Annotated in this window: 13 protein-coding genes; 6 read left to right on the plus strand and 7 right to left on the minus strand. The window is 61.7% G+C overall.

Translation table 11 applies throughout. The annotated features are described in order from the left end of the window. Positions 1-446 precede the first annotated feature (446 nt). A complete protein-coding gene (locus L4G42_RS15150) occupies positions 447-1229 on the minus strand; it encodes an exodeoxyribonuclease III (protein ID WP_237253965.1) in 783 nt (260 codons plus the stop codon). A gap of 108 nt (positions 1230-1337) precedes the next feature. Further along, a complete protein-coding gene (locus L4G42_RS15155) occupies positions 1338-2435 on the minus strand; it encodes an AbrB family transcriptional regulator (RefSeq protein ID WP_237253966.1) in 1098 nt (365 codons plus the stop codon). Between the two features lie 148 nt (positions 2436-2583). Between L4G42_RS15155 and L4G42_RS15160 the strand changes: the two genes are divergently transcribed. Together L4G42_RS15160 and L4G42_RS15165 are read left to right on the plus strand one after the other, a co-directional pair. Beyond that, on the plus strand, positions 2584-3486 hold the full coding sequence (locus L4G42_RS15160) for a LysR substrate-binding domain-containing protein (RefSeq protein ID WP_237260916.1): 903 nt from the start codon (positions 2584-2586) through the stop codon (positions 3484-3486). A gap of 62 nt (positions 3487-3548) precedes the next feature. Further along, the gene (locus tag L4G42_RS15165; RefSeq protein WP_237253968.1) at positions 3549-3773 is read left to right on the plus strand and encodes a hypothetical protein; all 225 of its coding nucleotides are present in this window, start codon (positions 3549-3551) and stop codon (positions 3771-3773) included. Positions 3774-3954: 181 nt separating this feature from the next. Here the strand turns inward: L4G42_RS15165 and L4G42_RS15170 are convergent, their stop codons facing one another. Beyond that, the gene (locus L4G42_RS15170; protein WP_237253969.1) at positions 3955-4458 is read right to left on the minus strand and encodes a nucleoside 2-deoxyribosyltransferase; all 504 of its coding nucleotides are present in this window, start codon (positions 4456-4458) and stop codon (positions 3955-3957) included. A gap of 150 nt (positions 4459-4608) precedes the next feature. On the opposite strand from L4G42_RS15170, the gene L4G42_RS15175 reads away from it, so the two are divergent. Beyond that, the gene (locus L4G42_RS15175) at positions 4609-6267 is read left to right on the plus strand and encodes a VRR-NUC domain-containing protein (RefSeq protein WP_237253970.1); all 1659 of its coding nucleotides are present in this window, start codon (positions 4609-4611) and stop codon (positions 6265-6267) included. Between the two features lie 600 nt (positions 6268-6867). Here the strand turns inward: L4G42_RS15175 and L4G42_RS15180 are convergent. The 3 genes from L4G42_RS15180 to mfd are packed head-to-tail and all read right to left on the minus strand — an operon-like array spanning position 6868 to position 13600. After that, entirely contained in the window at positions 6868-9576 is a 2709-nt protein-coding gene (locus L4G42_RS15180) for a DEAD/DEAH box helicase (RefSeq protein ID WP_237253971.1), read from the minus strand. A gap of 13 nt (positions 9577-9589) precedes the next feature. Beyond that, a complete protein-coding gene (locus L4G42_RS15185) occupies positions 9590-10126 on the minus strand; it encodes a peptidoglycan binding protein CsiV (RefSeq protein WP_237253972.1) in 537 nt (178 codons plus the stop codon). A 9-nt stretch (positions 10127-10135) separates the two neighbouring features. After that, on the minus strand, positions 10136-13600 hold the full coding sequence (mfd, locus tag L4G42_RS15190) for a transcription-repair coupling factor (protein ID WP_237259981.1): 3465 nt from the start codon (positions 13598-13600) through the stop codon (positions 10136-10138). A gap of 169 nt (positions 13601-13769) precedes the next feature. Here mfd and L4G42_RS15195 point away from each other — a divergent pair, with 169 nt between their 5' ends. Beyond that, on the plus strand, positions 13770-15233 hold the full coding sequence (locus L4G42_RS15195) for a glyceraldehyde-3-phosphate dehydrogenase (RefSeq protein WP_237254024.1): 1464 nt from the start codon (positions 13770-13772) through the stop codon (positions 15231-15233). A gap of 433 nt (positions 15234-15666) precedes the next feature. Here L4G42_RS15195 and tcuC read toward each other — a convergent pair whose 3' ends face one another. Next, positions 15667-16959, minus strand: a complete 1293-nt coding sequence (tcuC, locus tag L4G42_RS15200; protein WP_237253974.1) for an MFS transporter — start codon at positions 16957-16959, stop codon at positions 15667-15669. A 294-nt stretch (positions 16960-17253) separates the two neighbouring features. Between tcuC and L4G42_RS15205 the strand changes: the two genes are divergently transcribed. Both L4G42_RS15205 and sthA read left to right on the plus strand, forming a co-directional pair. Then, complete coding sequence (locus L4G42_RS15205) at positions 17254-21816, plus strand: dermonecrotic toxin domain-containing protein (protein WP_237253975.1); 4563 nt, start codon at positions 17254-17256, stop codon at positions 21814-21816. A gap of 377 nt (positions 21817-22193) precedes the next feature. Then, positions 22194-23588: a Si-specific NAD(P)(+) transhydrogenase gene (gene sthA / locus L4G42_RS15210; protein WP_237253976.1), complete on the plus strand. Its 1395-nt coding sequence runs from the start codon at positions 22194-22196 to the stop codon at positions 23586-23588. Positions 23589-23629 lie beyond the last annotated feature (41 nt).

Genomic DNA, 23629 nt, shown 5'->3' on the forward strand with positions numbered 1-23629 from the left:
GGCTTCCTCGAACAGGCCTTATACATAGATGCAACCGGGTGGCGGTGTTTAAAAGCGGGTAGACAGTGGAGGCGAGTCCATACATAGGAGCCGGCTTGCTGGCGAATCCGCTGTGTCAGGCTGAATCGATGGCGCTGACAGATCGCATTCGCGGGCAAGCGCGCTCCTACAGTGGATCTCTGCAACGCACACAATCGTCGGCGTACATAAAGTTCGTACGAGCCGGCTTGCTGGCGAACCCGGCCTGTCAGATGAGCGCGAATTGTCTGGAAGGACGCTTTCGCCAGCAAGCCGGCTCCCACGGAATTTTGTTCGCCGCAGATGATGGGGATTGTCGAAATCCATTGTAGGAGCGCGCTTGCCCGCGATCTGGCGCGAAGCGGCAGCACAACAGGCGACGCCTCCGGGCCTGACTCACTACGATCAATCAAGCCACCGCCACCCCATCAAACCTTCAACTCAACCCACGTCGGTGCATGGTCACTGGCGTGGGGCAGGTCCCTCACCCAGCGATCCACCCCGGCATTTTTCAGCTTGGGCGCCAGATCCTTGCTCAACAGCAGGTGGTCAATGCGCAGCCCTGAGTTGGTCTTCCAGTGATTGCGGAAATAATCCCAGAACGTGTAAACCCGCTCGTCCGGGAATTTCGCACGCAGGGCGTCTGTCCAGCCCTGGTCCAACAGGCGCTCAAAGCACGCGCGGCTTTCCGGTTGCAGCAAGGCATCCTTCAGCCATGAGCGGGTGTTGTAGATGTCGTCGTCGGTGGGGATGACGTTGTAGTCCCCGGCCAGCACCACCGGATGCTCGCTCTTGAACAGCGAGTCGGCGTGTTTGATGAAGTGCTCGAACCAGTCCAGCTTGTACTCGAACTTCGGCCCCGGCTGCGGGTTGCCGTTGGGCAGATACAGGCAGCCGACGATCACGCCCTGTACGGCCGCCTCCAGATAGCGGCTGTGACTGTCCTTTTCATTGCCCGGCAACCCCCGGCGAATCTCCAGCGGCTCACTGTCCCGGGACAGAATCGCCACGCCATTCCACGAGGGCTCGCCCTGCCAGATCACGCCGTAGCCGGCATTGCGGATGTCATCGGCGGGGAAGGCTGAGTCGGCGGCTTTCAGCTCCTGCAAGCAGACGATGTCGGGCGCTTCTTTTTCCAGCCACTGCAACAGAATGGGCAAACGCGCGCGGATGCCGTTGATGTTGAACGTGGCGATTTTCAGCGTGGCCATGGCGTTCGCCTCCAATGAGTGTGCAGCGTTGGAGGTCGCCGGATCGATGAAGATTCCATCGGCGTGCGCGCCGCTTACTCTGTGTTCGCCCCGTCGGGCTTCGCACACTCAGGCAAAGCGTTGCGACACCCGAATCACCTGCCGGGCGATGTAGGCGCCGGTGACAATCACGCCGAACAGCCGTAGCGTCTGCATTGCCAGCACGAAGCCGACGTCCGAATGGGTGTCGATGGCAATGATCGCCATCGCATCAAGGCCGCCGGGGCTGGTGGCCAGGTACACCGAGAGAAAGTCCTTGCCCATGATTTCAGCGATGCCCCAGGCCGACAGGGCGCAGAGCAGAATCAGCACCAGCGCGCCGGCGATCATCGCGGGCAGCCGCCGCCAGACATAACTGATGGTCACGCGGTCGAAGCGAAGGCCGATGTAACTGCCGATTGCGCCGTAGGCAATCGCCAGCACCCAGGTGGGCAGGGTGATCTGCAGCACGCCGCTCAACTGCAACGCGCCGCCGAGCAGCAAGGGCACCAGCAACGCCCCGGCCGGCAACCGACTGCCGAGCATCACGCCGACCACGATCACCAGCAGGCTCAGACCCAGATTGAGCAGGTTCATCCCGTGCAGCAGTGCGTCCGTGCTGTGGGCCTCCGAACCGCCGGCATCGGCGCCGATCAACCGACTGACCAGCGCGCCGACCATCACCACGCAGACCACCCGCACGTATTGCATGGTGGCAACCACCCGCGAGTCGGCGCCGTAATCCTCGGACATCGCGACCATCGCCGACGCCGCGCCCGGCGAAGTCCCCCACGCCGCTGTGCTGCTTTGAATGCCGCCCCAGCGCGCCATGCCAATGCCGACCACCGCACTCAACGCCACCGTGAGCAAGGTGGCGAAGACCATCACATGCCAGGATTGCATCGCCGCAAGTAGAACGCCGACGGTCATGGAATGGGCGACCAGCACGCCGACCGTCCCCTGACCCAGGCGGAACACGTGCTTGTTCAAGCGAACACTGGCCCCGGCGACGCCGAAGCCGATCGCCACCAGCATGGGCCCGAGAAACAGTGCGGCGGGGACGTGGAAGTATTTGAACAGTTGGCCGGCGCTGCCGGCCATAAGGATGAGCAGCAACCATTGGGTCAGCGGGTGCTGGTGGGCGAGGGCAAACGAGGCGGGGCGTGGCAACGCGGATCTCCAGAGCATTGGCTTTTCCTGGCAATTGGCTTCTCCTGATAAGGAGTGAGCTGAGGTGCTTCCGTGCCGAGTGCATTTCCAATGACGCCCAGTATCGACAGCGCAATCGATCAAGTCTATTTTCTAATAATCATGAATTGATAACTTTGGTTGATATATGGACCTGCGTGACCTGACCTATTTCGAAACCATCGCCGAGCTCGGTCATCTGGGGCGCGCGGCTGAAAAACTCAATCGCAGCCAGCCGGCGTTGACCAAAAGCATTCAGCGGCTGGAGGAATCCTTCGGCACCAAGCTGTTCCAGCGCGACGGTCGCAGAATCAAGCTCACGCCAGTCGGCGAACTGCTGCAGGCAAGGGGCAAGGTGTTGCAGCAAAGCATCGCCCAGACCCAACGCGAGGTGCGTGATTTCGCCAGTGGCGCGGTCGGGGATATCCGTCTGGGCTGTGCGGCGACCATGGCCGAGTACCTGCTGCCCGAACTGACCAACGCGCTGCTCAAACGCTCGCCGCAGGTGACGCTCAAGCTGGTGATCGGTCAGGACGACATGCTGCGCGAGCAGCTGCGCTCCGGGCATCTGGACATGATCATCTGCGCCCAGCGCAGCGCTGAGGAGGAGTTCGCCTTCTACCCGATCCTTACCGACGAAGCCGTGGTTATCGCCAGCCGCAATCACCCGATCTTCACCGCGCCGTTCGAGATGCGCGACTTGTGTCGGTACCGCTGGGTGTTGCCGCCGTCCGGTGTGTCGTCGCGCATCTGGGTCGACGACGCCTTCGCTCGCCACGACCTGCCGCTGCCGGAAGTGCAGATAGAATCCAACTCGATCTCCCTGCTGCCGCGCCTGATTGCCCAGACCAGCCTGCTGAGTTTCATCGCCCGGGAGACGCTGGAGTTCGGCAAGAACATGCAGGACTTGCGCGAGGTGTCGCTGGAACAGACCACCATGGCGCGGACCATTTGCGTGATGCTGCGCCGCGAGGGCTACCTGTCGCCTGCCGCCCACGCCATGGTGCAGATGCTGCGCGATGACGGCGGATCCTTCCTCAGTTGGTCGTAACCTGTGCTTTTAACCCGCCGGGTGGGTTAGCCTGCGTAACGACATTCACCTACGGAGCGTCAATGATGCAGGTACAGATGCAGGTACAGACAAGCCAGCCGGATACCTTCGCAATTACCTATTTGGCACACGATGGCGAGCATTTTGGCGGCGACCGGTCGCCCCTCAACGACGCCGATTCCGATGAAGACCGCGACCCCGAGGGCGAGCTGGACCTGAGCGAACTGGATCTGGACGAGTTTGCCGACGCTGACAAGCTGGACATCAGTTCATCGAACCTGGAATAGACGAGGGCGTTGGTGATCGCATGACCTTAATGACGGCACCGCAGATGGATCTGCCGTCAGATGACCTGTAGGAGCGACCGGGGTGGCGCTCTACCTTGCCCGCGATGGCGGTTTCTCAGTCAATGATGAGGTGACTGATACGCCGCCATCGCGGACAAGCGCGCTCCTACAGGGCTTGGGTTCAGTCAGCGAGATGCGCAGCCAACGCCCCGATCGCTTCTTCGGCGGTCTCGCTGCTGCCGGCCCAGGTACACGCCAGCATCAAATTACGCGGCAAACCGAAATCCTCTACCTGAAACCCCTGCCCATCGAAGCCGGCCGCGTCATGGGCGATCTGATCGCGCAACGCGCCATTCGCCGCGAAATACGCCCACACCGGTTTGCCCAGCGCAGCGGCCATCCCCACTTCGAAGGCTGTACCTGAATCCGGCTCGGCGCCACGAAACGGGTTTAGATTGGCCAGCACCGCGTCGCAGCGTTTGATCATCGCGATATTGGCGTTGCAAATGACTGCGGCCGCCTCTTCAGGCCTCAGCCCCTGCGGCACTTCGTTATCAAAAGGGTACAAACCCTCAAGACCGTGCTGATCGCACAGGGCTTTCAACGCGCGGCCGTGCTCGATGGCGTCGGCGCGAAACACGTCGAAGCCAGCGAGATAAACAAGGGGTTTGCCGGCGGAAAGCATGGTGATCTCCTGAACAATGCGTGAAGCGAGTCTAACGGGTGAGCAGGGGCCGTTGATCGGGCCGGCGCCATCCTACAGCAGGCAGGGCTGGAATCTGTACGGATAACCAGTATCCTGACGCTCTTCCGTCAGCCTTTACGTGACCTCGCCATGAGCCTTTCCCCCCTCGACAATCCGTTTTACTACCTGGAAAACTTCCGCCAGGTGCTGAACTGGATCGCCCAGCGCTACGACGACTTGCTCGACGAAGACGAGCGTCGTTTCATCGACGACTTTGCCCAGCTCCCGCAACCTGCACAGGCGCTGCTCGTTCGCATGGTCATGCGCAAAGGCACGCTGTTTCGCGCCAGCAAACTGGATTACGCAGAAATCGGCGATGTCCGACTGGCCGCCGCGCCCTTGCTGGAATCAGGTTGGGTCGACGGCCAACCCCATCTTGATCTTCACGCCCTGTTCGCGTTGCTGCGCAAAGACGAACTGGGCCAGTGTTTCAAGGCCCACGGCGTCAAAAACGCGGAGAAAAAATCCGACCTCCTGCAGCGCCTGCTGCCGATCTACGAAGCACCCCAGCGCCTGGAGCACTGGTTTGCCGGGTTCGAAGAAGTGATCTTCGCCCTTCAGGTCATGCCACTGTGCGACCGGCTTCGCCTGCTGTACTTCGGCAACTTGTATCAGGAGTGGTCGGAGTTTGTACTGGCGGACCTGGGCATCTATCGCTACGAAAAAGTCGAATTTTCTGTCGAGTCCCGTGGCATCAACCAACGCGCTGACATCGACATCTGCCTGCACCTGCACACCTGCCGACAGGCGCTTGACGACGGCATGGCACTGGCCGACCTGGCTCCGCAGGCGCTGGCGGTCAAGACCGACAACCCCTGGCTGGCCATGCGTCGCGCCAAGTTGTTGTTCAAGATCGGCCAGCAGGCCGAACGCGAGCAGGACTGGCCGCTGGCGTTGAGTGTCTACGCGCAGTCCAGCTACCCCGGCGCCCGTGTGCGCAGGATCCGGGTGCTCGAACGCAGCGAGCAATTCCTCGACGCCATGACGTTGCTGCTGGAAGCGCAATCGGCGCCGGAAAACGACGAAGAAACCCAACACCTGCTGCGCATTCAACCGCGTCTGAAGCGCAAGCTGGGCGAGGGCAGTGTGCAGAAGAGGATGAAACGCACGGTCAGCCGGCTTGATTTGAGCGTGTTGCCACTGCCCGATCACAGCGTCGAACGGCTGATCCAGCAGCACTTGGCGGAAGAGGGCAGCGAGGTGCACTACGTCGAGAATGCGCTGGTCAATTCACTGTTCGGCCTGCTTTGCTGGCGGGCGATTTTTGCGCCGCTGCCGGGGGCGTTTTTCCACCCGTTCCACAGTGCGCCGAGCGACCTCTACAGCCCGGACTTTTACCAGCGCCGGGCGGCCCTGTTCGACGAATGCCTGGCACAACTTGACGACCATCGCTACGAAGCGATGATCCGCGACACCTACCTCAGCAAATTCGGCCTGCAATCGCCCTTCGTGTTCTGGGGCACTCTGACCCCCGAACTGCTGGACCAAGCGCTGCATTGCCTGCCGGCGCAACACCTGAACCGCTGGTTCCGGCGCCTGCTGCAAGACATCAAAGCCAACCGCACCGGCATGCCCGACCTCATCCAGTTCTATCCCGCGCAACGCCGCTACCGAATGATCGAAGTCAAAGGCCCCGGCGACCGCCTGCAAGACAACCAACTGCGCTGGATCGACTTCTGCGCCGAACACGAAATGCCAGTTGTTGTGTGTTACGTGAAGTGGGCGGAAGAAGTGCTGGCAGCGGGGTGACCCCGGTTTTCCCGACCTCGTACATCCGCAACATTGCCAGCGCCCACACTGGCCTCTTCCCGGTCCCACGAAAGCACCGCATCCAGACAGTTGGGTTCCCTTCAGCAGTTCCCATTTGAACACCTCATCCAGCCCGTTGGACTGGCTTCAGCCGTTCCCATTTGAACACCGCGTGCTGCTAGTGGGACCGGCTTCAGCCGGGAATGGACGCGGAGCGTCCCGGGATGCATGCCCACGCGGAGCGTGGGAACGATCAAGATCAAAGGCTTCCCGGCTAAAGCCGGTCCTACCACGCGCGCTTCTGATCTGCTTTTGATCTTCGAACGCAAATAGACCAGACACCGCCAATCGCGACTTGGGTGCAGGCCGAACGCAGACGACGCGCAGTGGGCCGAGCCGCATGGATGCGGCGAGAGCGCCGTTAGGACATGGATGTCCGTTCGGCGCGGGCCCACGGAGCGTCGTCGGAGAGAGGGTACTCCGACGGAGGAGGAGCCAAACCAGGAGCAAGCACCCTTGGTTACTTGGGGTGCTTTTCCAAGTAACTCGCCGAAGGCGAAACAGTCTGCCCCCAGGCAGACGCTCTTGATCTTGATGTGCTTAGCGTTTCACCTTTTTGGCCACCGCCGGCAACGGCGCAAACAACGCCGCAATATCCTCATCCTGCAACTTCCAGTCCCCGGCCTTGCGCCCATCCAGCACCCCGGCCGCCAGCGCAGCCTTCTCCTGCTGCAAATGCTGAATCTTCTCCTCCACCGTCCCCCGGGCAATCATCTTGTAGACAAACACCGGCTTGTCCTGACCAATCCGATACGCCCGATCCGTCGCCTGATTCTCCGCCGCAGGGTTCCACCACGGATCGTAGTGAATCACCGTATCGGCCGCCGTCAGATTCAGCCCCGTGCCGCCTGCCTTCAAACTGATCAAAAAGATCGAATGCTTGCCGCTCTGGAAATCCTGTACCGGCACCCGCCGATCCTTGGTCTTCCCGGTCAGCAGCGAATACGCGATCCCGCGCTGCTTCAACTCCGCCTCGATCAACTCCAGCATCGACGTGAACTGCGAGAACAACAGAATCTTGCGATTCTCCGCAAACAACTCCTCCAGCATCTCCATCAGGCTGTCCAGCTTGCCCGAACTCGACTGCCGTGGATTGACCGGCCCGCTCTTGACCAGCCGCAGATCACAGCACACCTGACGCAGCTTGAGCAGCGCTTCAAGAATGATGATCTGGCTGCGCCCGACGCCCTTCAGGGTGATCTCGTCGCGGACCTTCTTGTCCATCGCCAGGCGCATGGTTTCGTACACGTCGCGCTGGGTGTCGTTGAGCTCGACCCAATGCACGATCTCGGTCTTCGGCGGCAGCTCGGTCGCCACCTGCTCCTTGGTCCGGCGCAGCAGAAATGGCTTGATCCGCGCGTTGAGGTGCTCCAGGCGCTGCTCGTTGCCGAGCTTCTCGATCGGCGTGCGGTAATTGCTGTTGAACTGCTTGGCATCCCCCAGCCAGCCGGGCATCAGGAAATGAAACAGCGACCACAGCTCACCCAGGTGGTTTTCCAGCGGGGTGCCGCTCAGGCACAGACGCTGTCGCGCATTCAACTGACGCGCCGCCTGCGCCGCTTTGCTGTTGGGGTTCTTGATGTATTGCGCTTCATCGAGCACCAGCACGTGGAGCAGTTGCTGGCTGAGCACTTCGACATCCCGCGGCAGCAGCGCGTAAGTGGTCAGGATCAGGTCGTACTCCTGCAGGTGCTTGAAATCCTGATGGCGCTGGGTGCCAAACAGCGCCAGCACCTTCAGTTGCGGCGTGAAGTGCTTCGCCTCGTCCATCCAGTTGGGGATCAGGCTGGTGGGCATCACCACCAGCGCCGGTCGGTCGAGACGTCCGGCCTGTTTTTCCAGCAGCAGGTGCGCCAGGGTTTGCAGGGTCTTGCCCAGGCCCATGTCATCGGCGAGCACGCCGCCGACTTCCAGCTCGCGCAACGCCTGCATCCAGCTCAGACCCTCCAGCTGATAGGGCCGCAACGTCGCATTCAGGCCTTGCGGCACCTCACCGCGCACATCCTTGATGTTCACCAGTCGCTCGGAAAACTGCCGCAGCCGGTCGCCGCCCTGCCACACCAGCGGCAGGTCGTCGAGCTGCCGGAGCCGCGCGGCGTCCGCGGTGTTCAGGCGAATGGCGTTGTTGCCGTCCTCGCGCCAGTAGAAATCGCCGAGGGTCGCCAGCACCGGTTTCAGGCGGCCATAAGGCAGCGCCACCTGAATCGGCACGCCGCCGCGCTGGGTGAAATGGTTGAGCTGAACCAGCAACTGCTCGTCGTCGCGCCGCTTGGCGATGCCACTGACGGTCATCAATTCCGGGTGCGTGCGCAGCAGATTGATCAGGATCGGCAGCAGACTCAGCCGCTCGCCGTTGACGATGATCCCCAGCTCCAGATCGAACCAGTCGCGCTCCGGCTCGTCGTCGACCACGGCGTACCAGTCGTCCACCGGCGTCACGTCGAAGCCGAAGTCTTCGCTCATTTCGATCTGCCAGCCTTCGGCGCGCAGCCGGGGCAATTCATCAAGGATGAAGCTCAGCCAGGCTTTGTCGGTGGGCAGCTCGAACATCTCGCCGGCACTGTCGGGCAGCGCCTTGCTCTGTCGTGTCGCGATGCGAAAGCCCAGTTCCTGCAGTTGCTTGCGGTATTCGCCTTCACGCTCCGGATGGCGGCGCATGCGCAGCGTCTCGTCCGGAAGATGCCAGAGGATGTCGCCGCCACGGCCGGGGGCGGGCACGCCGGACACATAGGATTCGCGGTAGCGAAACGCCAGGGCGGCGCGGTGCTGGATGTGCCGCTGCATCTTGCCATTGCGCGGCTCGTAGGCGCTGTACTCGAAGCTGGCGAGAATCAGCCGCGGCTCGGGCTTGATGTTCTTTTCCAGGCGCTCGGGCAACTTGGGTTTTTGCTCGACGACTTTTGGCCTGCGCGCAACCGACTCGCCATCGACCGCTGCCAGGATCCCGGCGTTGTTCTCCGGGTCCTGCAAGAAGAACAGCGCCGCCGCACAGTGCTTGCAGTTGTTTCTGACCGGGCAGGTGCATTTGCCGACAATGAAATTGCGCGTGCGCTCCGGGTCCTTGAACAACAGCGTCTGGGTGTAGATCTCCAGGCTCGAGCCCCGGCAAACCGTGCGCACGACATCGCCGCTCAAGTGGTCGAGCATCACGCGCTTCTGCCGCGCGTACGCCAGACCGCGCTCGACTGATTGCGTTTTGAACAGCGGTTCCCACGGCAGGGCGAGGGCTTTTTCCAGTAGGGACGCCACGTCTAGGCCTGCGTCAACGCGGTGGCTGGACAGGAGAAACCTTGATCAGCATGGCGAGGCTTCCGTTGTCCATGTAAGTAAGTTCTCCGTTTCTGACCCGGGTGGCCTGCCGCATGCGCTCGCTGGTCATCAGCACGCCGTGGCTGTCCAGCTGATTGACCCAGAAGTTCGCGTCGATGTCGGTAAAACGCGCCAGACCCAGGCTCACCGTGCCCTCGATGGGGAAGTGGCCGAACTGCTCCTGGCCGTCGCTGATCGCCACCTTGCTCGGCGCAGCGCTGAGGTCCTGTTGCCAGGCTTTGTGCAGCAGCACTTTATAGCCGTCGCTCGATTCCAGCTTGTTCACCAGACCGTCCAGCGCCGTGGGCGTCTGGCTGTCTGCGCCCAGCCGTTGCGCCCCGGCGGCCCAGTCTTCCGGCGCGGGTTGATTGGTGGCCGCCGGCTCGCCGTTCTGGCGGAACAGGATCAGTTCCACCTGATAGGCGCCATCGGCGAAGGCCGCAGGGGCAAACAGCACCAGCAGCAGGGTGAAGAAGCGGAACAGACGCATGGTGAATCCTTAAACCGATTTTTTGGAAGACGGCGGGGTCAAGCGTTCCAACAGCGCTTCCAGCGTGGCGAAACGCTCCTCGGGACGCTCCATCGGCACCATGAACTTGAACAGCGTGGCGCCTTCGAACTTGTAGCGTTTGGGCTGGCTCTGGATCAGCTTGATCAGCGTCAGCGGGTCTACCGTGGTATCGGCCGCAAATTCAATGCGTCCACCCTGAGGCCCGGCGTCGACTTTCTTGATGCCCAGTTGCTCGGCCTTCAGCTTGAGCGAGGTCAGGCGCACCAGATTCTTGGTCGGATCCGGCAACAGACCGAAGCGGTCGATCATCTCGACCTGCAGGTCCTTGAGGCCTTCTTCGTCGGCGGCGTTGGCGATGCGCTTGTACAGAATCAGGCGCGTATGGACGTCCGGCAAGTAGGCTTCCGGAATCAGCCCCGGCACCCGCAGATTGATCTCCGGACCGCCACCCAGCGGTTGGTCGAGATTGGGCTGCTCGCCCTTGCGGATCGACTTCACCGCGCGTTCGAGCATTTCCATGTACAGGGTGAAACCCACCGCCTGAATCTGCCCGCTCTGGCCATCGCCCAGCAGCTCGCCGGCGCCACGGATTTCCAGGTCGTTGGTGGCGAGCACGAAGCCTGCGCCGAGGTCCTGGGTGTTGGCGATCGCCTCCAGACGCTTCTCGGCATCCGGGGTGATCTGCTTGCGCGGCGGCGTCAGCAAGTAGGCGTAGGCCTGGTGGTGACTGCGCCCGACCCGGCCGCGCAACTGGTGCAGCTGGGCCAGACCGAATTTGTCGGCGCGTTCGATGATGATGGTGTTGGCGCTCGGCACGTCGATGCCGGTCTCGATGATGGTCGAGGCGATCAGCACGTTGAAGCGCTTGTGGTAGAAGTCGCTCATCACTTGTTCGAGATCGCGTTCGTGCATCTGCCCGTGGCCGATGCCGATGCGCGCTTCCGGCACCAGTTCGGCCAGGTCCGCAGCGCATTTCTCGATGGTCTTCACGTCGTTGTGCAGGTAGTACACCTGACCGCCGCGCAGCAACTCACGCAGCAACGCTTCTTTAACCGTCGGCTTGTTCTGCTCCATGACGAAGGTGCGCACCGACAGCCGGCGCGCAGGCGGGGTGGCGATGATCGACAGGTCGCGCATGCCGGCCACCGCCATGTTCAGGGTGCGCGGGATCGGCGTCGCGGTCAGGGTCAGGATGTCGACCTCACTGCGCAGGGCCTTGAGCTGTTCCTTCTGGCGCACACCGAAGCGATGCTCTTCATCGATGATCACCAGCCCCAGGTTTTTGATCTTGACGTCGTCCTGCAGCAGCTTGTGGGTGCCGATGACGATGTCGATCTTGCCCTCGGCCAGGTCGGCCACGGCGGCGTTGATCTCTTTCGCCGATTTGAAGCGGCTCATCACTTCAACCGTCACCGGCCAGTCAGCAAAACGGTCGCGGAAACTGTTGTAGTGCTGCTGGGCGAGGAGGGTGGTCGGCACCAGAATCGCCACTTGCCGGCCGCCGTGTACGGCGATGAACGCCGCGCGCATTGCCACTTCGGTTTTGCCGAAACCCACGTCGCCGCAGACCAGACGGTCCATGGGCTTGGGCGCGAGCATGTCGGCGCGCACGGCTTCGATGGTGGTCTGCTGATCCGGGGTTTCTTCGAACGGGAAGCCGGCACTGAACGTTTCGTAGTCCAGTTTCGGATCGGCGAAGGCATACCCTTCGCGAGCCGCGCGGCGGGCATAGATGTCGAGCAGCTCTGCGGCCACGTCGCGCACCTGTTCGGCGGCCTTGCGCTTGGCTTTCTGCCAGGCTTCCGAACCCAGGCGGTGCAAGGGCGCGAGCTCGTCATCGCTGCCGGTGTAGCGGGCGATCAGGTGCAGGTTGGCCACCGGCACGTACAGCTTGGCCTCTTCGGCGTAGGCCAGCATGAGGAACTCGGCGACCTGATTCTCGACCTCCAGCGTTGCCAGCCCCAGATAACGGCCGACCCCGTGATCGATGTGCACCACCGGTGCGCCTTCACGCAGCTCGGCAAGGTTTTTGATCACTGCATCGCTGGCGTGGCTGTCGGCGCGCTTGTCGCGACGACGACGCTGCATGACCCGCTGACCGAACAGCGGGCTTTCCGCCACCAGCGCCAGCGCTGGCTGCTCCAGCACCAGGCCTTCGTCCAGCGGCGCGATGGTGATCGCCAGACGCTCCTTGCTGTCGACGAACTCCTGCCAGCTGTCCAGGGTTTTCGGGCGCAGCTTCAGGCGTTCGAGCAATTCCAGCAGCACTTCGCGGCGACCGGCAGATTCAGCGGTAAACAGCACGCGGCCGGGAAACTCGCCGAGGAACTTCGACAGCGCCGCCAGCGGTTGACTGGCCTTGGCTTCGATCGCCAGATCAGGCAGCACCTGCGCCGGAAAACGCTCGCGGCCAACGCCGGTCTCGACGTCGTCCTGGCTGGCGACCACCCGCGGCCAATTTTTCAGGCGCGCGAAGCAGTCGTCGACCGGCAGAAACAGCTCGGCCGGTGGCAGCAACGGGCGTTCCGGGTCGACACGGCGCTCTTCATAGCGATTGCGCACGTCCTTCCAGAACGTCTCGGCTGCCGCTTCGATGCCCGGCAGGGAAAACACCTGGGTGTCCTGGGGCAGGTAGTCGAAGAGCGTGGAGGTTTCTTCGAAGAACAACGGGATGTAGTACTCGATACCGGCGGGCGTGATGCCGCTGTTCAAGTCCTGGAAGATCGGGCTGCGGCGGAAGTCGACGTCGAAGCGCTCGCGGAAACGCGCCTTGAAACGCGTCACGGCTTCCTTCTGCAACGGGAATTCTTTCGCCGGCAACAGACGCACCGAATCGACCTTGTCGATAGAACGCTGGGTTTCCGGCTCGAACGTGCGCAGGGTTTCGATTTCGTCATCGAACAGGTCGATGCGGTAAGGCAGCTTGCTGCCCATCGGAAATAGGTCGATCAGCGCGCCACGGACGGTGAACTCGCCGTGCTCGTACACCGTGTCGACATAGCGATAGCCGCTGGCTTCAAGGCGGGTGCGCATGGCGTCGACGTCGAGCTTCTGGCCGACGTCGAGGACCAGGCTGCTGCCCAGCAGGAAACTGGTCGGCGCCAGACGGTGCAGGGCGGTGGTGATGGGCACCACCAGCACGCCGTGCACCAGCTCCGGCAGCCGGTAAAGGCTGGCGATGCGCTGAGAGATGATGTCCTGATGGGGCGAGAACAGATCGTAGGGCAGGGTTTCCCAATCGGGGAAATGCAGCACCGGCAGATCCGGGGCGAAAAACTTCAGTTCCTGCTCCAGTCGCTCGGCGCTCTGGCTGTCTGCAGTGAGCAGCAGGGTGAAGCGTTTCGCGGCGCTGGCAGCCTCGGCGATGGCGAGACTCAGGGCGGCACCGGGGAGGTTACCCCAATGTTGTTTGCCTGCCGCAGCAGGCAGAATCGGAAGGCGCAGAACGGGCACGGAAGTTAAAGCTCCAGGCGTTGCGGCAAAGCCGGGGAGTGTAACTAATCCGCAGAGACGCTGTCAGTTTTGTGCGCTCGCAATTATGTAGTGCTCCAGGTCGAGGAAAGTCTGGATTGCTCATAAACAAAGGCCTGTGCATAATGTAGTCCCTTTTTTCAGCCCCTACATGTGGAAGGTTCCCGTGACTCAGAAGCCCGACCAGTGTCTTGGTGAATGGATCGATCGTGAAGCCCTCGCCGAGGCGATGATCCCGCTTATCGGTCAGCTCTACCGCAATAATAATGTGGTGAGTTCGATCTATGGCCGCAGCCTGATCAACCGTTCAGTCATCGCAATTCTCAAGGCACACCGCTTTGCGCGTCACCGTCAAGCGGACGCCAGCGAGTTGTCCGTACACGAGACTTTCCCCCTCGTCAAAGCCATGAGCGAGCTCAAACTGGGCGCCGCTTCGGTGGACCTGGGCAAGCTGGCCGTCAAGTTCAAGGCCGAAGGCAACGGCCGCACCCCTGAAGAATTCATCCGCGAAGAAATGGCCGAAGTCATTGGTCAGCAGAATTCCGGCGAGCGCAAAGGCACTGACGTCGTACTGTACGGCTTCGGTCGCATCGGTCGTTTGCTGGCGCGCATCCTGATCGAAAAAACCGGTGGCGGCGACGGCCTGCGTCTGCGCGCCATCGTGGTCCGCAAAGGCGCTGAAAACGATCTGGTCAAGCGCGCAAGCCTGCTGCGCCGTGACTCGGTCCACGGTCCTTTCGACGGCACCATCACCATCGATGAAGCCAACAACACCATCTGCGCCAACGGCAACCTGATTCAGGTGATCTACGCCAAGAACCCGGCCGAGGTGGATTACACCCAGTACGGTATCAAGGACGCGCTGCTGGTCGACAACACCGGTGTATGGCGTGATGCCGACGGTCTGGGCCAGCACCTGCAATGCCCGGGCATCGACCGCGTGGTCCTGACCGCGCCGGGCAAGGGCAAGCTGAAGAACATCGTGCACGGGATCAACCATCAGCAGATCACCGCCGATGACAAGATCATCTCTGCGGCATCCTGCACCACCAACGCCATCGTGCCGGTGCTCAAGGCGGTCAACGACAAGTTCGGCATCGTCAACGGTCACGTCGAAACGGTTCACTCGTACACCAACGACCAGAACCTGATCGACAACTTCCACAAGGGCGATCGCCGTGGCCGCAGCGCCGCGCTGAACATGGTCATCACCGAAACCGGCGCGGCCACCGCTGCAGCTAAGGCACTGCCCGAGCTGGCCGGCAAGCTGACCGGCAATGCGATCCGCGTTCCAACGCCGAACGTGTCCATGGCCATCCTCAACCTGAACCTGGGGACGGCAACCACGCGGGAAGAGATGAACGAGTACCTGCGCCACACGGCGCTGTATTCCGATCTGCACAAACAGATCGACTTCGTGAACTCCCTGGAAGTGGTCTCCACCGACTTCGTCGGCTCGCGTTACGCCGGCGTGGTGGATGCCGAAGCGACCATCGCGATGGATAACCGCGTTGTGCTGTACGTCTGGTACGACAACGAATTCGGCTACAGCTGCCAGGTGGTCCGCGTGATGGAAGAAATGACCGGGGTCAACCCGCCAGCCTTCCCGAAGTAGGTTGAAAGCAGCGGTAAGCTGCAAGCTGCAAGTTGAAGCAAAAAAAACGCCCCGAACCAGTCGGGGCGTTTTTGTTGGTTGTTGTGCTCGGCGTAAGACCGGGCCATGCGCGGTCTCCTGTGGGAGCCGGCTTGCTGGCGAAGGCGCAGTGTCATCTAATATTGCACACACTGACCCAACGCATTCGCCGGCAAGCCGGCTCCTACAGGTCCTGACCTGACGCGGCTTCCGGATTCAACACCGATCACCTGTAGGAGCGCGCTTGCCCGCGATCGGGGCGTGTCAGCCGCTGGATACTTTGACTGACCCACCGTCATCGCGGGCAAGCGCGCTCCTCCAGTTGGCGTCGATGTCCTGCCGAAACAAAAACGCCCCGAACCAGTCGGGGCGTTTTTGTTTTTACTTGCAGCTTGCAGCTTGCAGCTTGCAGCGATCAGCCGACCGCCGTCACGCCCTGAATCCGGGTCTGACCTTTGCGGAACAGCACCAGCGTGGCGATCAGGCCCAGCACCGCAGCGCCGCTCAGCCAGATGCCCGGTGCCGCTTTGTTGTCCAGCACGTGGATCAGGTAGGTACAGGCTGCGGGCGTGAAACCACCGAACGTCGCGGTCGCCAGGCTGTAGGCCAGGGAGAAGCCGGTGGTGCGCACTTCGACTGGCATGATCTCGGTGAGGGAAACCACCATCGCGCCGTTGTACGAGCCGTACAGGAAGGACAACCACAGCTCGACCATCAGCAGATTGACGAAGCTCGGGTTGGCGGTCAGCCAGGACAGGGCAGGGTACGCCGTGATGATTGCCAGAATGGTCGCCGCCAGCAGCAGGGGCTTGCGGCCGATTCGGTCCGACAGCGCGCCCATCACCGGCAGCCAGATGAAGTTCGAAATACCGACGCAGACGGTCACCAGCAAGCTGTCCAGATCAGACAGGTGCAGTTCGTTTTTGCCGAACGTCGGTGTGTAGGCGGTGATCAGGTAAAACGATACGGTGGTCATCACCACCAGCGCCATGCCGGCGATAACCAGACCGAAGTTCTGACCGATCGACTTGACCACTTCGCCCAGGCTTGGGCGGTGGTGCTGGGCGCGGGCTTCGAACTCAGGGGTTTCTTCGAGCGAACGACGGATAACGAAGATCGCCGGAACAATCAGGCAGCCAATCAGGAACGGCACGCGCCAGCCCCATTGGCCCATGTCTTCCGGGCTCAGCCAGTGGTTCAGAGCAACGCCCAGCAGACCGGCGAAAACCACCGCCGCCTGTTGGCTTGCCGACTGCCAGCTGACGAAGAAGCCCTTGCGGCCCGGCGTGGAAATCTCTGCCAGATAAACCGACACACCGCCCAGCTCAACCCCGGCCGAGAAGCCCTGCAGCAGACGCCCTATCAGCACCAGCAGCGGCGCGGCGACGCCCAGGGTCGCGTAGCCCGGCACGCAGGCAATCAATACCGTACCCATGGCCATCATCGCCAGCGTAATGACGAGACCTTTTTTCCGGCCGTGATGGTCGATGTAGGCGCCGAGGAAAATGGCACCCAGCGGGCGCATGAGGAAACCGGCACCGAAGGTCGCCAGCGACAGCATCAACGATGCGAATTCACTGTCGGCAGGGAAGAAGGTTTTGGCGATGGCTGTGGCGTAGAAGCCATAGACCATGAAGTCAAACATTTCAAGGAAGTTGCCGCTGACAACGCGAAATATCGCCTTGCCTTTGCCTGTGTTCGAGGCCATCTGGAATTACTCACTTAGGCTGTCTAGCTGGGGGATCCGTTGTATTTATGCGTCCTCTGCTGCGGCGCCCGAGCTTGGCCTCGCGTACCGCAGATTTGTAACGATATGTGTAAAGCTGGCGGTTGGCAATCAGAACCCCCTGCGCAGCGACCACATGCCTCCCGCTGCACCTGCGTAAAAACAATATCTATGTATCCCACCGATGGCCTCACTCCCGGTTTAACTCCGCAAATTCTCTCAGCACCTGACAGGCCCCTGAGCGATCCTCGATCCATTGCACGAGTTAACTGGCAAATGAGCTCAAACATTAATCTGATCGCTGCGTTTTCCCAGCGACCGACCTTGCAGGATGTCGCGATCAAGCAGCTGCATTGCGCACTGCAACAACAATTTCCGAACCTTGAAATCGATCCCGAGATTTGCGTCATCACCCGAATCGCCTCTGACGGCAGTCAGCGCGCGGAAACGCTGTTCAGAAATCTGCAGCAGGTATTCCTGACGGGCAAGACTCCACGCTGGCGTGCCGAGACCAACACACTTGTCATCAATCCCGCCGCTCAGGGCGCCACCGCGACACCGATTGATTTCGATCAGTTGAATATTCTTGCGGATACGGTTGCTCTGGCGCTGAACGAACAGTTTCAGCAGGCGCTGGTGGATTTCTGGGGAGCGCCGGCAGCAGATGGACAAACCCCATGGGCGCAGCTCGCCGATGTGTTGAAGAAGGGCTATCTGAAGGCGTTAGGCGACACCCTGGGGCTGCACGAAAACGAGGGCGATTTCCTGCGTCCCATCGCCTCGTTTTCCGATCAGACCCAGCGCAATTTCATGGTGAATCTGGACCAGGTCCATCCGGACGATGTCATTCGCGCGTGCATACCTCAGGCAGTAGACGCTTCTTCACCGGCGTCAGTGCTGGCCGTGCTGGCGGTTACCGGTCTCTGGGGCGGCACGGAGATGTTTTTCACCTGGCAGTCGCCGGGTCTTGTCGTCAGGCATGGCTCGCTGACTGATCTGATGGCCAGCATCGATACTTCGCCGTCAGCCACCCCGCCCGAAACCTGGACGCTGCGCGAGGTTAAGGGCGATCTGTTCTACGCGCTGGCCCAGTCGATACTGGCCCATCAACTGCAGCAGATTGCCCGGCTGGACCACGCCGACGCGGAGGATTTTGCTGATCTGGATCGCCGTATGGCCGTTGCCACCGACATCACGCCTTTTCTGCTCCCCGCCTTCCCCGGGATGGAAAGCCCCGAAACCCTTCCGGACTGGTTGCGCAACGTCAGCGTTGCCGACCGAATTGATTTCAGCCGTCGAATGATTGCTGTGGCGAGCGCGTCGGCAGGGGCAGGGAGTACCTTTAACGAAGACATTCCGCCATTGCTCGATTACGCCAGCCAGCAACTGCAGCGTGAAATGCTCACCGATCACCCGGAGGCCGCAGATCTGCTGATCGCGGATCTGGACGTCATTATCCGCACAGTGGTCGCCGCCGCGATTCCCAGCGGTGGTCAGGTGGTCGCCTCGGGCCTGGTCGAACCGGTACGCATGAGCCTCGCCGAGTTTGCTCTGGAAAATCTTTCCGGCGAGCCGGCCGGTGCGCTGCACGTTGTGCACAGGGACGGCACCCCGGCGCCGGACTGGTTCAGCGCCGATTATCTGCGGCTGCTGGTGTGTCAGGTGGACATCGGGCGCCACTACCCCGCGCTGCTGAAGAGGGTTCTCGTGACTGACCCCGCTGAATCTGGCAAGCGCCAGGCGGCGTACATCGACCAGCTTCGCGCTCAGCTGCCACTGCAGGCGCTGGCGCTGAAGCTACGTAGCGAGGGGCAGTTTTGCGACAGCGCCTATCAGCAAGTTGCCGCCCTCGTGAGGCCTCCGGAGCAGCGCCCTTCAGCGCTGCGCAACACGACCCTGCGCCCGCTGGCCTTCCACGCAACGGTCGGGTCGCAGGCGGATGAGGTCGCTAACATGTTCGTGATCGGTGATCGCGATACGACCAGAGGACCGGTGCTGCTGTACCGGCCGTTTTCGCATCAGTCGCTGACCGAGTTCACGTCCTGGGGTGCACTGCGTACCGCGATTGTCGAGCCGGGTGAGCTGCACGACGAAGTGCTGACCTGGATGGACGATCACGCGCGGCAGGTGTATGCCAATGGCGGGTTCGATCAGCCTCACATCGTGCGCTTCGGCCAGGGTTCGGAGTTCGCGCCCCTCGAAACCCCGTCGCCCGCGCAGTTGGCTGTCGATGAAGTGGTGGGTGATCCACTGATTGCGCTGTTCAAGGCCAACGCGTCCGCGCTGATCCAGCTGGCGGACAGGCAGTCCACCTCCAACGCCGAAAGCCGCTGGGCGTTGCTCAAACGTGGCGGCTGGCTGGCGCTGGAGACCATCATGCCGTTTATCTCCGGACCGGTGGGTAATGCGCTGTGGCTGGTGCAAATGATGAACGAAGCGCAAGGGGTCCTGGCCTCTGAGCGCAATGCCAACGCCAGTGCTCGCGCAGAGTCCATGGGCAACGTGCTGCTCACCGTGGTGATGCTGTTGCTGCACAGCACGCAGGGCAAGCGGGTCAGCCCGGTGCGCGGGCGAGCAGCGGGGCTTGCACGGGCGAATCTGGCTGGCTTGTTTACAGCGCAACTGCCGCAGCGAGTACCTGAGCCGGTGCCCGCTGTGGAGCCCGACCCGCTGCCCGGCAGAGCGAGAGCACGGCTGGATTACTCCTGGTCGCGAGCCGATCTGAGCCTGACAGCCGACCAGCAGGCTGCGCTGCAAGCGTTTGAAATCCTGCCGGCGCCTTTGCTGCCTGATCCTTCACGCGCCGCCGGCACGCAGGGGCTGTATGAGCTGAATGGCGCGTGGTACGCGCGCATCGATGGCGCGGTGTACAGGGTTCAGGCCAGCGACGACGTGCAAATTGTCGACCCGCGCAACGATGAACCCACCGGGCCTTGGCTTGCGCGGGATGGCGAGGCCTGGCGCCTGGACCTGACCCTGCGCCTTCGCGGCGGCGGTCCCAAGCGCAGTGCCCGGCAGTTGGCGCTGGAAAACGCCGCCCGGCTCAAGTTGGCCCTGGCGGAGAAGTCCGAGCTGCTGAAGCGCCAGACCGATTTGTACGGCAGGATTGTGGAGAACGACAACCGTATCGATGGCATGCCGGTCGAGAGGCATCACGAGGTCACTTCGTTGCTGGAAGCAGACATCCGCGCCGTGATGGAGATCATCGACCGCAAGAATGCAATCGACCAGGAACTGCGTCCTGCCGATCGCACCCCTGACAAAACCTATGCCAGGGATCTGCAAGGTATCGCCCGGCGGATCTGTCTGCTGGAGGGTGTACTGCTGAGCGACATGCTCATTGTGGCTAAAGACGAGCTGGCCCGGATGCGCGCGGTGTCTGCGAAGGTCTCCTCCGAGAATGTCGGGATTTATCTGGGGCTGTTCGAGAAGTCTCTGGTGTTGCAAGAGAGCGGCGTGCACTGGTCCATTGTCAGGGAGGGGTTATGGCAGAGGTTGCGCGAGGTGCCGAAAGTCGGGGAGGCATACTGGCGCGCGGAAGCGCTGGAGTTCTACAGCAGCCGGATGTACTCCCCCATCGATTGGCGCGCCAGCCGCATGTGGTCGTCCCTTGAATTGTGTTTCAGTGCCGAGACCATTCTGGATACCCACAGGGCGGTGACGCTAAAGCGCCTGATCAACGACGACTCGCTGCACTCGGCGCTAACGTCGCAGGCGGAACTGGAAAGGCCGCACGATTACACGATCGCCGAACAGATCGCTGTGCTGGAAAGCTCCCTCAGGGAATATGACCGAGCGTCGATCGTCGCCCTGGCCGCTTTCGAGAGTGAGCCCGAATCGGTCAATACCGCGCATTTCAACCGTTTCTTCGAGGACCTGTCGGCGATTTCCGACCGCGCCGAGCACCGGCTTTCGGACCTCATTTGCGAGAGCGAGGAGCCCGCCGAAACGCCTGCGGAATATGTCCCGAGGGCCGCCCAGACGCGCAAGCGGGTGATCAAGACCCGAGGGCAACGCACGTTGATCGGCCGTTTGCGTGAAGGCGAGGAGCCTTCACTGGGTGAGGTTGTAGAAGTCACTGCGGCCACCGGCAATCGCGTGGTCGGCGCGTACCATCAGCACGCGGAAGGGGAATGGGTTGAGCTCGAGGAGCAGCGCCGCAAGCCGGTTAATCGAGACAGCCTTGTCCCACTGGCAGAACTCATGCGTCGCGGCCGCGCCCTGCTGGAGCGGGTAGAACCTGACATCGCCAGTGCGGTGCGCCAGTCCCTTCGCGCCAGTGAGCCCGAGGACATGGAAGACATCCTGGTGCAAAAGGCCGACAAGCTCGGTGAGCTGGCGGAGAAGCTGCAGATTCATCTGGACGATCCCGATGCAGGAGACAGCAAGGGTCAGCCGGTACAGACCTTGCTGGACGATTTGCGCGCGGCCGGACAGCGATTCCGCGAGCAGGGCCGGCATTTACGCATCGAAATGATCAAACGCCAGCCGCCGACAGCCAGCCGGATCAGTTATCTGGATCGACAGCACGAGGTTCACATCGCCCGTGTCGAAGGCCGAAAAAATATGTCGGGCGCCCGCCGCAACGACTTCGTGCAGGAATACGCCATTCGCGACAAGCAAGACCACCTGCTGTGGTGGGCGCATTTTCACTACGCCACCGAGGACGCGGCGGCGGATGCCTTCACCGCCGCGCACCTTAAACTGCCGGAACAGCGGTTGATGGGTTACGGGGCCATGCTCAAGGCGGCCAAGGACAACAAGGAAGTGGTGAGCGTGTATCGCAGCGCCATCGGCAAGGAACTGGCGCAGCGGTTGTTTCTGCATCTGGCTGAGTAAATTCCATCAGTCCTCTGCAGGAGCCGGCTTGCTGGCGAATGCATTGCGCCAGTAGACATCGCCTCGCCTGACCCACCGCGTTCGCCAGCAAGCCGGTATCTACAGAAGCACGGTCGATGCGTGGGTGTGCGATTTTTTTAGGATTCGTCACGCAAGGGATTTATCATCCGCAGCAATTCTACAGTCGGGTGAGGTTTCCAGCACTCGACTGGCGGCAGTGCAGAAAGGTTTGCCGGGGACGCGACCAAGGGTTAATGGTTGTTTGCCCTCGGTGAGACTAGACTGCGCCGCGAGTTTCGATCCTTCATGCCGCCCGCGGCGGCGTGATTCAGCCGGAGGCACCAGAGTGGTGTCTCGGCCAGTTCTGAGGAGTACGCATGGCTGTCTACAACTACGACGTGGTAGTGCTGGGTTCGGGCCCGGCGGGTGAAGGCGCGGCAATGAACGCTGCCAAGGCCGGGCGTAAGGTGGCAATGGTCGACAGCCGTCGGCAGGTCGGCGGCAATTGCACGCACCTGGGCACGATCCCTTCGAAGGCCCTGCGTCACTCGGTCAAGCAGATCATCCAGTTCAACACCAACCCGATGTTCCGCGCCATCGGTGAACCACGCTGGTTTTCGTTCCCGGACGTTCTGAAGAACGCCGAGAAGGTCATCAACAAACAGGTGGCGTCGCGCACCGGTTACTACGCGCGCAACCGTGTCGACGTCTTCTTCGGCACCGGCAGCTTCGCCGACGAGCGCAGCATCGACGTGGTCTGCAGCACCGGCGTCGTGGAAAAACTGGTTGCCAATCAGATCATCATCGCCACCGGCTCGCGGCCTTATCGCCCGGCCGATATCGACTTTTCCCATAAGCGCATCTACGACAGTGACACTATCCTCAGCCTGGGTCATACCCCACGCAAACTGATCATCTACGGCGCAGGCGTTATCGGCTGCGAATACGCATCGATTTTCAGCGGCCTCGGCGTCGAGATTGAACTGATCGACAACCGTGACCAACTCCTGAGCTTCCTCGACTCGGAAATCTCCCAGGGCCTGAGCTATCACTTCAGCAACAACAACGTGATGGTTCGCCACAACGAGGAATACGAGCGCGTTGAAGGGCTGGACAACGGTGTGATCCTGCACCTGAAGTCCGGCAAGAAGGTCAAGGCCGACGCCTTGCTGTGGTGTAACGGCCGTACCGGCAACACGGACAAGCTGGGTCTGGAAAACGTCGGCATCAAGGCCAACGGGCGCGGGCAGATCGATGTCGACGAAACCTACCGCACCAGCCAGCCGAACATTTATGGCGCAGGCGACGTGATCGGCTGGCCGAGTCTGGCCAGCGCAGCGTATGACCAGGGTCGTTCGGCGTCGGGCAGCGCGGTGGACAACGGCGCATGGCGGTTCGTCAACGACGTGCCGACCGGGATCTACACCATCCCCGAGATCAGCTCCATCGGTCAGAACGAACACGACCTGACCGTGGCCAAAGTCCCGTACGAGGTGGGCAAGGCGTTTTTCAAAAGCATGGCCCGCGCGCAGATTTCCAACGAGCCGGTCGGCATGCTGAAAATCCTGTTTCACCGGGAAACCCTGCAGATCCTCGGCGTGCACTGCTTCGGCGACCAGGCCTCAGAGATCGTGCACATCGGTCAGGCGATCATGAACCAGCCGGGTGAGGCGAACAGCATCAAGTACTTCGTCAACACCACGTTCAACTACCCGACCATGGCCGAGGCCTATCGGGTAGCGGCGTACGACGGCCTCAACCGGCTTTTTTGAGCGGCTCCGGCCGGTGGCCTGAGCCGGCCGGGGAGACCGAT

It is taken from the genome of Pseudomonas petrae (assembly GCF_021728295.1).
Classification (GTDB): domain Bacteria; phylum Pseudomonadota; class Gammaproteobacteria; order Pseudomonadales; family Pseudomonadaceae; genus Aquipseudomonas; species Aquipseudomonas petrae.